Annotated in this window: 13 protein-coding genes and 1 riboswitch; of the genes, 2 read left to right on the plus strand and 11 right to left on the minus strand. The window is 29.1% G+C overall.

Translation table 11 applies throughout. The features are described from left to right. Window positions 1–290 precede the first annotated feature (290 nt). The 10 genes from CHL78_RS01765 to CHL78_RS01810 form a co-directional block, all read right to left on the minus strand. Window positions 291–1,157: a YitT family protein gene (locus tag CHL78_RS01765; protein WP_094369198.1), complete on the minus strand. Its 867-nt coding sequence runs from the start codon at window positions 1,155–1,157 to the stop codon at window positions 291–293. 548 nt (window positions 1,158–1,705) lie between these two features. Then, window positions 1,706–2,395 (minus strand): LrgB family protein, encoded by a 690-nt coding sequence (locus CHL78_RS01770; protein ID WP_094369199.1) that lies wholly within the window; start codon window positions 2,393–2,395, stop codon window positions 1,706–1,708. Between the two features lies 1 nt (window position 2,396). Then, window positions 2,397–2,759 (minus strand): CidA/LrgA family protein, encoded by a 363-nt coding sequence (locus tag CHL78_RS01775; protein ID WP_094369200.1) that lies wholly within the window; start codon window positions 2,757–2,759, stop codon window positions 2,397–2,399. 105 nt (window positions 2,760–2,864) lie between these two features. Continuing rightward, entirely contained in the window at window positions 2,865–3,827 is a 963-nt protein-coding gene (locus tag CHL78_RS01780) for a WG repeat-containing protein (protein WP_094369201.1), read from the minus strand. A gap of 197 nt (window positions 3,828–4,024) precedes the next feature. Beyond that, window positions 4,025–5,386: a tetratricopeptide repeat protein gene (locus CHL78_RS01785; RefSeq protein ID WP_243446349.1), complete on the minus strand. Its 1,362-nt coding sequence runs from the start codon at window positions 5,384–5,386 to the stop codon at window positions 4,025–4,027. Window positions 5,387–5,484: 98 nt separating this feature from the next. After that, window positions 5,485–6,078 (minus strand): GAF domain-containing protein, encoded by a 594-nt coding sequence (locus tag CHL78_RS01790; RefSeq protein ID WP_094369202.1) that lies wholly within the window; start codon window positions 6,076–6,078, stop codon window positions 5,485–5,487. Window positions 6,079–6,115: 37 nt separating this feature from the next. Continuing rightward, window positions 6,116–7,594, minus strand: a complete 1,479-nt coding sequence (locus tag CHL78_RS01795; RefSeq protein WP_094369203.1) for a VanW family protein — start codon at window positions 7,592–7,594, stop codon at window positions 6,116–6,118. Between the two features lie 47 nt (window positions 7,595–7,641). Then, a complete protein-coding gene (locus CHL78_RS01800; RefSeq protein ID WP_094369204.1) occupies window positions 7,642–9,033 on the minus strand; it encodes a UbiD family decarboxylase in 1,392 nt (463 codons plus the stop codon). A gap of 122 nt (window positions 9,034–9,155) precedes the next feature. Beyond that, a complete protein-coding gene (locus CHL78_RS01805) occupies window positions 9,156–9,923 on the minus strand; it encodes a protein phosphatase 2C domain-containing protein (protein WP_094369205.1) in 768 nt (255 codons plus the stop codon). Between the two features lie 136 nt (window positions 9,924–10,059). Beyond that, entirely contained in the window at window positions 10,060–10,314 is a 255-nt protein-coding gene (locus CHL78_RS01810; protein WP_094369206.1) for a hypothetical protein, read from the minus strand. A gap of 241 nt (window positions 10,315–10,555) precedes the next feature. Here CHL78_RS01810 and CHL78_RS01815 point away from each other — a divergent pair, with 241 nt between their 5' ends. Next, window positions 10,556–12,346: a peroxiredoxin gene (locus CHL78_RS01815; RefSeq protein WP_199533970.1), complete on the plus strand. Its 1,791-nt coding sequence runs from the start codon at window positions 10,556–10,558 to the stop codon at window positions 12,344–12,346. A gap of 36 nt (window positions 12,347–12,382) precedes the next feature. On the opposite strand, the gene CHL78_RS01820 is transcribed toward CHL78_RS01815, so the two are convergent. Continuing rightward, window positions 12,383–12,982: a ribonuclease H1 domain-containing protein gene (locus CHL78_RS01820; protein ID WP_116041163.1), complete on the minus strand. Its 600-nt coding sequence runs from the start codon at window positions 12,980–12,982 to the stop codon at window positions 12,383–12,385. Between the two features lie 270 nt (window positions 12,983–13,252). Next, window positions 13,253–13,424: riboswitch (Lysine riboswitch) on the plus strand. A 123-nt stretch (window positions 13,425–13,547) separates the two neighbouring features. On the opposite strand from CHL78_RS01820, the gene nhaC reads away from it, so the two are divergent. Then, a complete protein-coding gene (nhaC, locus tag CHL78_RS01825) occupies window positions 13,548–14,978 on the plus strand; it encodes a Na+/H+ antiporter NhaC (RefSeq protein WP_116041165.1) in 1,431 nt (476 codons plus the stop codon). Window position 14,979: the final 1 nt, after the last annotated feature.

Consider the following 14,979-nt stretch of genomic DNA (forward strand, 5'->3'; position numbering starts at 1 on the left):
ATATTAAATCTAGCATGATTTTCTATATATTATCAAAAAAAATAAAGTATCCTACAAAAGCAGAATACTTTATCTTATATAACATACCCGATTACATCAAAATAGCTTATAAGCTCCGTTCTAATATGATTTACTTAACAGAAAAACTTTATTGCTATCTCTAATATACTCTATGTATACTAGAATCCGATATTAATTATTTTCACTCTAGAGTTTGGTAGAGAGTCAGTTTACCCTCTTAATATATATTTTATGGAAATTTAAATATTTTATACTATTTTTTTTAATTATTATAAGTATTTTTCTTTAAATCCTCTTCCTTTTACTTCAGTTACATCATTTACAGAAATAAATGATTTTTTATCATACTTTAGTGCTATTTCCTTTATCTTAGGAATCTCATTTGTAGCAACTATACAGTATATTATTTTCTTTTTTTCATGAGTATAAGCTCCCTCAGCTTCTAAAAACGTAACTCCTCTTACTAGATCCTGCATAATATTTTTTGCTATTAAGTCACTTTCTTTAGATATAACCATTACAGATTTTTGAGAATTCATTGCATCTTTTACAAGGTTCATTGCACTTGCATTTATAAACATTGCTATTAAAGTATATAATGCTAAATCAAGTCCAAATAATACCGCACCTATTGCTACAATTAAGAAATTTATAGAAAGTGTAGTATCCTTCATTTCTATGTTTTTCTTAATTTTAAGAATGGCAGCTATTATATCAGTGCCTCCCATTGATGATTTCGTTTTAAATACAAGACCTATCCCAGCCCCAGCTAAAATCCCACCATATACACTTTGAAGTAGTATATCTTTTAGAGGTATGATATTTCCTATATTTTGCGTAATCCCTAGCAGTACAGAGAATATTATCATATTGATTAAACTAATGATACAAAACTCTTTTTCAAGATAAATAAATCCCAAAATAAATATAGGTATGTTTATTAAAAACGTTAATAAACCCATATTTATATCTGTTAAAAAGTTTATTGCTGTTGACATACCTGTAACTCCGCCACTTAATAAATGTGCGGGTCTTAAAAAACCGTTAATCCCTATACAAGATATAATCATTCCTAATATTATTACTGAATATCTTAGGAACAAATTATCTTGTAGGGCGGTGTTTACTTTACTCATTTTTTTCTCCCTTCAAACTGTTATACACTTTTAATATTGTGTAAATATTTTTGCTAATAAAATATTCCTATCTTTTTAAGTGTATCATTGGGGTCATTTAACTTTTGTAAAATCTATAAATTTATTATCTCCTCCATTTATGTTTTTACAATTAAGAAATTTTAACATATCAAACTTATTAGCGATAGGAAACTTTATGTCTTACAGTACATCATATATTATATTACCTTTTTTTAATATGTCTAGTGTATTTTTTATACAAATCTTAAAGAAATACTTTATAAGTGTAATAATATGATTAATATGTTTTTATATTTTTCAGTATATGATGTATATATTTAGTTTCCTGCATTTTGATATAAATACAATACTATATGAGATACTTATTTTATATTTATATTAAGTTATTTACTTATATTTATGCAATAATAAAAAATCATTTTAATTATAAAATGATTTTTTTATTATAACAGTATTCATATATTGATTTTCATATTACATATATTTCAAATTTTTATTCATAAATAAAATTAAAATTTAATCTTTTTCTATACAAAAGCAATTATTATTGGTACTAATACTACCGTAAGTATACCTGATATACCAATAGATAGTCCGCTCATAGCTCCTTCTACCTCTCCAAGTTCTAATGCTTTAGTAGTTCCTAAAGCATGGGCAGACGTTCCTAGAGCTATCCCTTTTGCTATAGGATGTTTTATCTTACCTATCTTAAATACAATAGGAGCTACTATAGCACCCAATATCCCTGTCAGGATTATTGCTACTACAGTTATAGCTTCTATACCATTTAAAGTATTCGTTAGTGATAATCCCATTGGAGTCGTTATTGATTTAGGCAATAATGAGTTTACTATAGCTAAATCTGCATTAGTAAAATTACCAATTATAATTATAGAAACAAATGATACTACAACACCACATCCGATTCCTATAATTATTTCTTTAAAGTATTTCTTGAATAAGTCAAATTGCTTATAAAACGGAACAGCTAATATAACAGTGACAGGACCTAAAAAGAAGTTTATAGTATCTGATCCTATCTTATAACTTTCATAAGGTATGTTTGTTACCTTCAAAAACAATATTATTCCTATAATAGCAACTAACAATGGATTAAGTATTGGGTTTTTAGTTTTCCTTTGAAGATAAATTCCTAAATTAAAAAATAGTACAGTTACTATTACGCCAAATATTTGAGTGTCTAAAACATTGTACATATTAATTTTCCTCAGTCTTTCTTTTTATCATTTTTTCTACTACAATTCCTGTAATGTACATTACCATCACTGTACTTAATGCTATTTCTACTATAAGAATAAATATGTTATCTCTTATTATAGATAATGAATTTATAAGAGATACTCCTGCTGGTATAAAAAATATAGCCATGTTATCTAAAAAGAAGTTGCTTACCTCTTTTATATTATCTAATTTTAAAATTTTCAACTGCAAAAGTATAAATAATAATATCATACCTATTATACTTCCAGGAACTGCTATTATATCCCCTATAAATGAACTTATGTATTCTCCTATTGCCCATATACCAAGTATTAGAGCTAGCTGATTAAATATTTTCATTTTTCTCCTCCTAAGATTATTTTCAAGATAAATAAGATTATACGATCTTTTTTCTCTCTGCTAATCTATATATTACTACTACAGTGTCTATTTTTCAAATTTTAATTATAGGATAAGCTTTCCATTTCTATCTATATAGTTGTTATTGCTACCTTCTATAACTTGAGCATATCCATCCTCAAAGTCAGATATAGAGTCAAAGGTTGGTATTATTTCTATCTCACCTAATTTATTTAGAAATCCCCATACTCCACCTTTAGGTAAACTAATCCCCCTACTAAGTGCATTGGAACCCATATTAAAACGCGCTAATCCTTCTTTAAAGTCACATGCATAGTCAAATATAGGATCTATAACTACGCTACCCTTTCTATCTATATATCCCCATTTTCCATCAATACATATAGATGCTAACCCTTCACAAAATGACTTGGCTCTGTCAAACATAAAATCTATCTTTAAATTGCCATCCTTATCGATATATCCCCACTTATCATCCACGCGTATAGCCGCTAGGCCTTCTGAGAAATCTGACGCTATATCAAATTGAGGAGAGATAATATCATCTCCATTTTTATTTATATAGCCATATTTATTCTTTAATTCAACTAATGCTCTCTCCTCACAGAATTGATTTACATAAGTATATTTTGGGTCTATTATTATCTCTCCATTTTTATTTATATATCCCCATCTCTTACTTATTTTAATGCCAGCAACGCCCTCTTTAAAGTTAGCTGCCGAGTCAAATCTCGGCTTTATAACTTCCATTAAAGATGTGTCTAAGTATCCATACTTGTTATCTATTTTTATTCTAGACAAACCTTCATTAAAATCAGATGCACTTTCTAAATGCAAAAATATCTGTATATCTCCTTTTTTATCGATATAGCCAAATACCCATCTTTGCGATTTTCTTATCTTTTTTATATATGTTACTACGCAATAACCATCTCTAAACCGTTCAGATACGTACTTGAATCTTGGACTTATTATAATATTTTTATCTTTATCAATAAAGCCATACTTTCCATCCTTAAGCACAGGAAGAAATAAGTCTTTTTCCATAATACCTAAACCTCCTATATAATAATAAACAGCATCATTATTATATTTTATTGCCAATTTTTTCTTTTTATACTTTGTATAGGTAATTTAATTATTTATTATTTATATTACAGGTAAATAAAATTAGCTTCTTAACAATATAAAAAGAGCCTGTCCCAAACTTTTACGTTTGAGATAAGCTCTTTTTTATAAATAATTTATTTCTCTTTTAATATCTCTTTTACCTTAGAGTTGTTGTACATACTGTCTGGGTCTTCACTTCTAAGTCCATAGAACGTAGATTTTGCGTTTTCTAAATCACCCATCTTGTAATATAACATACCTAATTGATAGAAGGCATCATCGTAATATTGATTTTTAGCAGTATAAGTATTTATATACTTCTTATAATATTTAATAGCCTCTTCATTACTTTCTAAGCTTTCATTTATTATAGCTAATTGGTATATAGACTCTGATATATACTTCATAGTTTTACCTGAATCTACTATCTTCTTAAAATTCTCCATAGCTTTTTCTGGTTGCCCAGCTTTTTTAAGCTTAATAGCTTCGTTGTATAGAGTTTCCTCGTCCGCAACTACTACTTCTGATTTTTCATCTTCTTTTTTTATGTTATTTAATTCTGTGCTAGTTTCATTAAGTTTCTGATTTGCTTGCCCTAATTCTTTATCAGTTTTATTTAACGTCTCTTCTTTACTACTAAGTTGAGAGTTTAATTTATCTATTTTATTTTTACTATGGATAAAGTATCCACCCGTACCTAGTAATAAAACCAATATAGCAATATAAGGTATTATATTCTTTTTATTTGGTTTTGTACTTGCTTTCTTTTCTTTAGTATCTTCTTCTTTGCTATCTTCAGATTTAATATTATTTTCAAATAATTCATTATCTCTGTCGACCTCCCTAAGTCTATCTAAATAAACTTGCTTCTTTTTCATATTACCTAATTTATCATATAACAATGATAGTATTACATAAGGTTCTATTAAATCAGGGTCTTCTTCAATAATGTTATCTAATATATGAATAGATTCTTGGTTTAACTCTTCATTTATAAATCTAATTGAATGGTTATATCTTGCTAAGAATGTTTTAAATTCTTCAGAGGATAATCTATCAACATAAATTCTAGACATTTCATTATTTCCATAGCATAATCCCGTATAAAAACTTTCAAAAGCTTTCGAGAAATCACATTTTAATAGCTTTAGTAATCCCTTTAGATTTAGTATATCTATATCCTTAGGATTTATCTCCAATGCCTTTTCAACCATATTTATCGCACTAGTTATGTAGTTTTTATATGCTAGGTCTAATGCATTATTATATCTTTTATAAGACTCCAGTTTTAGTTCCTTTGATGTTTCATCAGGCTTACTACTTAAGGAGTTTTGTAAATTAAGTATTGTCTCTTCTTTATAATTAGTAGTAACGTAACTTTGCTTTAATGCTTTAAGAGTCTCGTCACCATCTTCTTCATCTATATTAAAAAATGTTAAGTCACTTTTGTCATCTTCTATTAATGATATATCTAGATTTTTCCTAGGCATATTCATAATATCAGCTTTAATATTTTTCGCTAAAATAATAATCTCCTCCTGTCTGTATTTATATTAAGATAACATATTTGTCGATTTAAGTCAAAATATGCATATTAATATTTAATATTAAACTTCTTTACTTTCCTATATAGTGTTGCAATACCTATATTTAACGCTTCTGCTACTATCTTCATTCCCTCGGTATTGCTTCCATATTTTTTAATTGCTCTTTCTATTGCTTCTTTTTCTAAATCATCCATCGTTTTAATTTCTTGCTTATATAGTTCATATAATTTATAAGAAATCAAATCTGACATACTCTTTATAAATTCTGTTAGCTCTTTATTTTTAGATAATATACTATCTTTTTGCACAATGCTAAAAGCAGCTATTCCTAAAACACCAACTATATCATCATTTAATTTAATTGGTGTACAAATGTCTGCTAGCTCCTTGCATATATCTCTATTTGTACATTTAACACACTTTTCTTCTATATCCTTATTTATAACAAATGATTCTCCAGTTTCTAGTACCTTTTTGTAAATGGAATCGTCTGATATTTTATTATTTATTTGCTCTTTAAAGACACCTGTTCCAGCTATCCTAGTTAAATCAGTTGTCACTACAGTGACATGAACATCTAGCACATTAGAAATATTCTCACAAATACTTTGAATATAATTTGTTATATCATTTAAGTTCAAAGTAATACCTCCTAGTTCTTTCTATACTTTTTGATAATTATTCTTGTGGTGGTGCTGGTTCTTCTGGTGCTGTCTCTTGTGGTACCGGTTCTTGAGGAGGATTTGGCTGTGGCGTTTGACTCTCAGCATTCTCCTCTGGTGGTTTACTTTCCTCTACTGGTGGTTGATTTTCTGGTGGTTGTACTGCCTCTTGCATAGTCCCAACAGCTATAACACCTTGCTTTTTAGGATAGTATGATGTACTTACCTTTTCCTTCTTAAGCACGTCTCCATTACCATCTTTATATACTCTGTATGTAGATACTGTATATCCGTCTCTACCTTTTTCTAATACTTTTTCCTGACCCTGAGGTAGTGTTGGATCATCTACCTTTTTTGTTGGTGCAGCTGATACACCATCTGTACTAGTTACTATTTCAATTTTTTGTTTATCTTTATAACTTCCATATATTTGGCATGTTACAGTGTTACCAGAAACATAATTATTAACATATATAGGATAACTTAAATTGTTTTTAAATACAAAATCTATACTCCCATCAGCAACAGTTGCATCTCTTCCTTTTTCTGCATAGCTAGATGGTATTGAGTGGTTTCTTAAATTTACATATTCTAAACCTGCATATAGTGTAGCATTGTATAATGTAGTAGATACTTGGCAAACGCCACCTCCTACACCTTCTTGTACTACACCTTGAACTATTACAGGTGCATTTTTATATCCATTTGCTATAGTTCTAAGACCAGTGTGATCGTTATAAGAAAAACTCTCTCCTGGCATTAATAATACATTGCTAGTTCTTTCTGCTGCTAATCTTATGTTTGTATTTCTTCCTGTAGTACCTCCATCAAACTTAGTTGAGTGGCTTCCTAGAACAGTATCTATAGATTCTAACTCTTCTTTTTTAATTTTTGCTTCAACCTTCGTAACAATTATTTCTGGATTTAAGTTCCCTTTGCTTACTTTATTTTTAAATTCAGATACACTATCTCCTACATTAACTTTAAGTCCAGGTTGATCATCTGTTATGTTTATATTAGATCCACTAATACTTATACTTGCATCTTTAACTTCTACATCTATTTCTTTAGCAATATTCTCTATTTTATCTTTTAATTTCTCTTCATTGTATTCAGTAGATACTTCTATATTATTTACTTTCCCAAAATTAGATTTGATAGTATTAATTAGATTTTCTCCAAAGCTTTTCCCTTTATTAAATTTATATGCCTTTTCTACTGTATCTTCTAAGTTATATTTAAGTGAAATATCTTTTGGTGATATATCCCAGGTATCGCTTGAATATGAAAATTTTATATTACCTATAGTGTATTTCTTTTCTAATTCTTTTATTGCTTCTATCTTTGTCATTCCACTTACATCTATTTCATTTATATACGTATTTTTAGAGATCTTATCTCCATTAATTTGAGAATACATCACCCCGATAAATATTCCCACTATTGCTATTACTATAGCTATGCTTATGTAAATATTCCTCTTTATACTTGTCATATGCTTATCTCCTTACCAAATTTGTAAAGCGTGTTAAAAAACACGCTCTAGTAACCTTTTATTTCATATTCAGATGTAGAATAGACTTTTTTATTATACATATTTATCACATAAACTTCTTTTTTCTTAAATATGCCCTTTCCAACCAATGCATAATAATACACATCTTTGTCTTTTTCTAATAACGAATCTAAACCTTCTTTATCTTCTATATACTTATAAGCCTTGTCTTTAGAAACCATAGAAATATTTTTATACTGATAATCTTTATCTTTAAATTTATTTTCTAATACAGTTTGAGCTTGATTTGAACTTATCGCAAATTGAATTTCACTATCTTTACTTACTCTAAAGTATCCATCTGAGTACGTTGAATTATAATCTTTATTTGATCCTTTATAAGAATATATATTTCTGCTTTTTGCATCTACTAATATCTCATCTATAAGTTCTTCATATTCAAATACTTCTACATAGTAATATTTACTTCCACCAATCATTTGTTGGAATGAAGTTACAGTCAATCCTTCTTTATCTTTTCCACTCTTTTTCGCAATTAAATTAATAATATCATTTGGAGTTAGAGTATAAAGAGATAAGTTCTTTTGGTACTTTGACTCTAGGTCTAATAGTTTTTCGTCTTCTTGATAATAAGGCTTTAAGTAGCCTATATATTGTAGCGCTTCTTCATAATTACCAAGTTCATTAGCTTCATCAGCCTGTTCTATATAGTAATCATACATTAAGCCTATACATTCTTTTTTAGCATTCTGAGCCAAATCATAATACTTTTTGTCTTCTTCTAAGACCTTATCATATGATTTAATTGCCTCGTGATACTTTTTTATATTTTTATCTTCCTCTGCTGCTTCAAACATCTTTCTAGAGTCATACAAAACAGTTATGTTTTGCTTGTATACATCTAAATCATTACCCATACCATCTAAACTTGAAGCCGTATTTATATAAGACATAGCAATATCATAGCTTAGATTTTCACTTTTATACATTTCACTTACCCTGCTAGCCTGATCTACAATTTTCTTTAAATCTACATCTATCCCTCTAAGTGCATTTACTGTGCTTATTAAGCCTATATAATGTTCTTTTGTTATCTGAGTATTAATAAACTTATCTCCACTGCTAATCATTAATTTATTTATTTTTTTTGATACGTTTTTATCAAATCTTTCCATTTTCGATGGAGAGAATTCTTTTTCTAGGTCTTCGTAGTAGTTAAGTGCTACCCCATATTTTCGACTTTCTATATGTTTAAGTAGTATCGATGATTCTTTCGAAACGCTAAATTCATCACTACTAACAAAGAAAATTATCATCAAAAATATAAGTCCCAGTATTGATAATGAAGCCGTAACTATAGTCTTTCTATGAGAGTCTATAAGGTCGACTATTTTTTCAAACCTTTCCTTCAAACCCATTATTTTTTCCTTTCTAACTCAATAATAGTCTTTATTGTATATGTTACTTTTTTCTTATTATTATATCATATTTCGATGTTATAGACTATAATTTATCCTTTGTAGACAAGGCTTATAAAATGCTAATTTATGCCTATAAAAATTATACTAATATCATCTTTACTTATATTTTCACTCAATAAGCTTAGGTAATTTTTGTATCCTTTTATTAGCATCATTCTAGAAAAAATACTTTTATCATACTTATAAATAGTATTTTCTATACTTTCATATAAATCTGTTTTTGTCATAAATGAATTATCATAACCATCGCTAAATAAAATAACCCACTGTAAATTATTCTCATCATTATTTATTTCATCAAATTTATAGTATATATTTTTATAAGAACCTTCTCTTCCTATAGAGTCAATTATTTTTTGACTAGCGTTATTATCTATTATCTTCTTATAATTATTATTTTCTTTTAAAACTATACTTCCATCCCCTATTTTCAAATATGCTCTAAATTTTTCTGTAATAACTACAGCGGTAAGAGTTGTGGAGTACTTTATATATTCTGTTTTAAAAACTATTGGATATATGCTTTTATAATGATCCTCTACCCTCTTGTTCCATCTATTGCAAATTAACTGTTGCACTTCGCTCTCTTTAAGTGCTAATTCTAATCCATCCTCGTCTACATAGCTCTCAAGAACTTCAATTGCTACTTCACAAGCAAACTTTGCTCCTTCATCACTATACTCAAAATAATCAGTGCTATGTCCATCAGCTACAGTACATATAACACCATTATTAATTTTTTTATATTCTACATAGTCCTGAGACCCTTTATTCTTTAATATATTCTTATAACCAACTACACTACCTTTTAAAATTTTATATTCCATAGCATCCTCCTATAAGTATTTAGACTTATCCCCTACTTATTTTTTATTATCGATATGCTACTTTTATGTTATAAAGCAGAAAAAACACAGTATTAACTGTGTTTTAACCTTTATAAATAAACTAAATTCTTTTTTATTATGATATTTTTCTTCTGTGTCCAACTGACTTTGGTTTATTTTGTTTTGTAGCAGGTTTAGAATTATTTTTATTAACAACTTTATTCTTGCTAGCGAATATTTTTTTAGAATTAAATAGCACTAGTCCTATTACTAAACATACTGTTGATAAAGATGCCATTGTTAAATAATAACCTATTCCTACAGATACACCTAATGTTGCATTTATTATCATTATTGCAAATGTTATTGGAAAACATATCGCAAGCGACATAATAATAATCCTTAGGACTTTTTTCAACTTCCTCACCCCATATAATAACAAATCTTTACAATCATTCCTATACTTAACTATAGCAAATTAGTAGTAAAATAGCAATTATTATTGCTGTTTTTTGTTATAAGTTAAATAAAAATATAATTAAATTTTTATTATATTTTTTAAGAGTAACATTAGTAATAACAAATTAATAAAATAAAACAGATGATATTTTACTAATTAAGGGGTGATATATATGCCATGTCTTCCTAGTCTAGGGTCAAAGGCTCCTGATTTTTGTGCTGATACAACTATGGGACCTATACAATTATCTAACTACACTGGAAAATGGGTTGTTTTATTCTCACATCCTGGTGACTTTACACCAGTATGTACTACCGAATTTTTATGTTTTGCAAAATACTATAATGAGTTTCAAAAAAGAAATACAGAATTAATTGGACTTAGCGTAGATAGCAATAGTTCTCATTTAGCATGGATTTACAATATGTGCTTATTAACAGGGGTTGAAATTCCGTTTCCAATTATAGAAGACCGAGATATGAGAGTAGCTAGACTTTATGGTATGATTTCTGAAGCTGTTAGCAATACATCAACTATACGTTCCGTATTTGTTATAGATGATAAGCAAGTTTTAAGAACTATACTTTACTACCCTCAAACAACAGGAAGAAATATACCTGAGATCCTAAGAATCATAGAGGCACTTCAGACTAGCGATAGAGATAACGTAGTTACTCCTGCAAACTGGTTCCCTGGTATGCCAGTAATACTACCATATCCTAAAACATTTAAAGAGCTAAAAGATAGAGTTAATAATTGCGGAAAGCATCAATCATGCGTAGATTGGTATTTGTGCTTTGTTCCTGATAGTAGCACTAATAATAAACATTGCTCATGCTCAAATCAAAATCCTTGTCATAATGCTTCAAACAATAAAAAATCATCTCTCAAGAAAAGTAATCGACCTCAGATAACTGGATCAGAATTCCAGCCAGTAGATATTAATTATTGCCCTGATGTTACTCCGATTGTTATGGAGTATGTTCTAGGTAATCCTACTAATGTAGATGCTCAACTTCTTGACGCTGTTATATATGCATTTGTTGAAATAAATGATGATGGTACCTTATTAGTTCCTACACCTAGATTTTTACAACAACTAATAGATTTGAAAGCAGAGAAACCTAGTCTAAAAGTAATAGCAGCTATAGGAGGATGGGGAACTGAAGGATTTTCCGATGCTGCTTTAACTCCTACTTCTAGATATAATTTTGCTAGAGAAGTTAATAAATTGATAAATCAATATGGATTAGATGGTATTGATATAGACTGGGAATACCCTGGAAGCAGTGCAGCAGGTATAAAATCTAGACCTCAAGATAGAGAAAATTTCACACTACTGCTTACAGCAATAAGAGATGTTATTGGTGATGATAAATGGTTAAGTATTGCAGGTACAGGTGATAAAGCTTATTTAAATACTAGTGCTGATATCGCAAATATCGCTCCAATTATTGATTACTTTAATCTTATGAGTTATGACTTTACTGCTGGTGAAACTGGAGCAAATGGCAGAAAACATCAGGCTAACCTTTATCCATCCAGCCTTTCCCTTCCTGGGTATAGTGTAGATGGCATGGTAAATAATCTTATAGATGCTGGTATGCCAGCAGAAAAAATAATGCTAGGTGTTCCATTCTACGGTAGACTAGGTGCTACAATAACAAGATCTTATGATGAGCTTAGAAAAAATTATATAAATAAAAATGGATATGAGTTTAGATTCGACAGAGAAGCACAGGTTCCTTATTTGGTTAAAGATGGCGAATTTGCAATGTCTTATGATAATGCGTTATCAATATTCTTAAAGGGTCAATATGTACTTGAAAACTGTTTAGGAGGCATATTCTCTTGGACATCTACTTATGACCAAGCAAATATATTAGCTAAAGCTATGAATGATAGTATATTTAGTCCTAACGAACTAAAAATAGAGTTACAAAATGTATTTGGTAAGTTTTAAAAAATAAAGGTCTTGCAGATAATTTGCAAGACCCTTTTATATTCCTATTGCTTTTTTTGCTAGTTTATCAGCTTCTTCATTGTACTTATCGCCACTATGAGCTTTTACTTTTACAAATTTCACATTTAGTTTATTTTTTATACTATCATAAAATTGTTTATACGCTGTTGTTCCTTCTTTATTTGTTTTCCAAATTCCCATACACCATTTTTCTATACCTTCGTAGTCAAAGTAAAGAATTAAATTTTCAATCTTATTTTCTAAGCAATAATTCATAGCTATTTTAGATGCCTCTATCTCTCCGGCTACATTTCTCATCCCTACAAGTTTTTCATCTTTTCCTTTTATGCTATAGGTTTTTTCTACAACTTTATTTTTAAGAATAACTACTCCCGATCCATACTCTCTTATAGAATGTTCATAGCTACCATCAACGTAGGCCTCTACAGTACTTTCCGGATTTTTTATGGTCACTAATTTTGTTCCATGTACATATTCTTTAGCTTCTTCATGTGTAGGAAAGCTCTTATACTCTGCACCAGAAAAACCATTGACTTGTTCCTTACATTCATTCCAAGTCTCATATATGCCTACTTTTTTACCTTTTCTAACTGCATAAAACTTCTTCTTACTCAATATCAACCACTCCTATAAGATTAACTTTAATTCCAAAATATAATATTTGATATATAAATTTTACGGTACTAACTATTTTAACCCAAATATAACCTGTTTAAAAGTTTTATTTGCTAGCAATAAATAACTCAACACTTAATATCAATTCAATAAGTAGTAGATTTTCCCTCTTTTCTATCCTATTGTTTCATGATATAATTTATCTTATAAAATAAATTGTTTATAAAAATAATTTTTTGCGAATTATTTTGAAATAAAATATCGAATATAACTATTGATAGAGGTCGCATTGTTAAAGAGTAGTTTTGTGGAGGTAGCACGATGAAGCAAAATAAAAGGTAACGATGCCGAAATATATAAGTAATGCTTAACACTTATATGTTGGGGTTATGTAGAATATGCATAACACTGTCACAATAATTTGTGAAGAGCTATCTTTAGATTAAGTGTAGATTCAAATTATATTACTTTGAATACTTAAGTCTAGAGTGCTTCACTCTAGGCTTTTTTTAATCCTCAAGTTCTTATCACTGTTATATTCTCAGAAAAACTAAGGGGGTCTCTCATGTCGCAAAGAACAAAAAAGCAAGCAACATTATTGGATGCATTATTATCTATTGGTTTTTTAGTTGCAGTATTAGTAACATGTTTAGTAGTTTTAAAGGAATATGAAATATCTGCTCACATACCACTTATTGTAGGTGGTATATTTATTGGATGCGTAGCTATTTTTAAACTTGGATTTACTTGGAAAGAATTAGAAGATGGAATTCTTAATACAATAAATTCTACAATGCCATCAATTTTAATTTTATTAGTTGTTGGTATGTTAATTGGTACTTGGATTCTTAGTGGAGTTGTTCCTAGTATGATTTATTGGGGGCTTAATATATTGTCTCCTGGTATATTTTTAGTAGCAACAACATTAATATGTGCAATAGTTTCTATTTCTACTGGTTCTTCTTGGACTACAGCAGGAACTATTGGTATAGCACTTCTTGGTATAGGTAGTGCTCTTGGTATTCCTGCTAAAATAGTAGCTGGTGCAATAATTTCTGGTGCTTACTTTGGAGATAAGATGTCTCCTCTATCAGATACAACAAACTTAGCTCCTGCAATGGCTGGTACTACCTTATTTGAACATATTAAGCATATGTTATATACAACGATTCCTGCTTTAGTGATATCTCTTATCTTATATGCTGTAATAGGACTTAAATATGCGGGTAACCAAATAGATACTAGCCAAATTACAGAAATACAAACTGCTTTACTAGGTAACTTTAATACATTATCTCCATTATTACTTTTAATACCAGCAGCTGTTATAATAATGGTAATATTAAAAGTTCCTGCTGTTCCAGCACTAATTATAGGTACTTTGCTTGGTGGCGTTGTTGGTATTGTAGTTCAAGATGCATCGATAGCAGATGCATTTGTAATTGCTAAGAGTGGATATGTTTCTAATACTGGAATGGAATTTGTAGACTCTCTACTTACTCGCGGAGGTCTTGATAGTATGCTAGGTACTGTTTCTTTAATGCTTTGTGCATTAGTTACAGGTGGTATACTTGAAAAAACTGGTATGCTTGAAGTTCTAGCTAAATCTATATTAAAGGTAGCTAAAGGTACTTTCGGATTAATATTTGCTACTATTTTTACTTGTATAGCTACAAACTTAGCTGTAGCTGATCAATACTTATCAATAGTAATACCTGGAAGTATGTACAAAGATGCATTTAGAAAGCAAGGATTGGACCCTAAAAACCTATCTCGTGCATTGGAGGATAGTGCTACAATAACATCTCCGTTAATTCCTTGGAATACATGTGGTGCTTATATGTCAGCAACTCTTGGAGTTGGATCGTTCGCATTTTTACCATTTGCATTTTTCAACTTGCTATGTCCTATAATTTCATTAATATATGGAGCTACAGGAATATCAATAGCAAAATTACCAAAAGAAGAAACTATAAAAGAGCATTCTATAGCTTAAT

Origin of the sequence: Romboutsia weinsteinii (assembly GCF_002250835.2) — a bacterium.
In the GTDB taxonomy this organism is placed as follows: domain Bacteria; phylum Bacillota; class Clostridia; order Peptostreptococcales; family Peptostreptococcaceae; genus Romboutsia_A; species Romboutsia_A weinsteinii.

Bases quoted from the DNA above. Each gene is read 5' to 3' on its own strand.
- CHL78_RS01765 (WP_094369198.1), bottom strand. From the start codon at position 1,157: ATGAGTAAAGTAAACACCGCCCTACAAGATAATTTGTTCCTAAGATAT.
- CHL78_RS01800 (WP_094369204.1), bottom strand. From the start codon at position 9,033: ATGGGTTTGAAGGAAAGGTTTGAAAAAATAGTCGACCTTATAGACTCT.
- CHL78_RS01770 (WP_094369199.1), bottom strand. From the start codon at position 2,395: ATGTACAATGTTTTAGACACTCAAATATTTGGCGTAATAGTAACTGTA.
- CHL78_RS01780 (WP_094369201.1), bottom strand. From the start codon at position 3,827: ATGGAAAAAGACTTATTTCTTCCTGTGCTTAAGGATGGAAAGTATGGC.
- CHL78_RS01810 (WP_094369206.1), bottom strand. From the start codon at position 10,314: ATGTCGCTTGCGATATGTTTTCCAATAACATTTGCAATAATGATAATA.
- CHL78_RS01805 (WP_094369205.1), bottom strand. From the start codon at position 9,923: ATGGAATATAAAATTTTAAAAGGTAGTGTAGTTGGTTATAAGAATATA.
- CHL78_RS01815 (WP_199533970.1), top strand. From the start codon at position 10,556: ATGCCATGTCTTCCTAGTCTAGGGTCAAAGGCTCCTGATTTTTGTGCT.
- CHL78_RS01795 (WP_094369203.1), bottom strand. From the start codon at position 7,594: ATGACAAGTATAAAGAGGAATATTTACATAAGCATAGCTATAGTAATA.
- CHL78_RS01785 (WP_243446349.1), bottom strand. From the start codon at position 5,386: ATGAATATGCCTAGGAAAAATCTAGATATATCATTAATAGAAGATGAC.
- CHL78_RS01775 (WP_094369200.1), bottom strand. From the start codon at position 2,759: ATGAAAATATTTAATCAGCTAGCTCTAATACTTGGTATATGGGCAATA.
- nhaC (WP_116041165.1), top strand. From the start codon at position 13,548: ATGTCGCAAAGAACAAAAAAGCAAGCAACATTATTGGATGCATTATTA.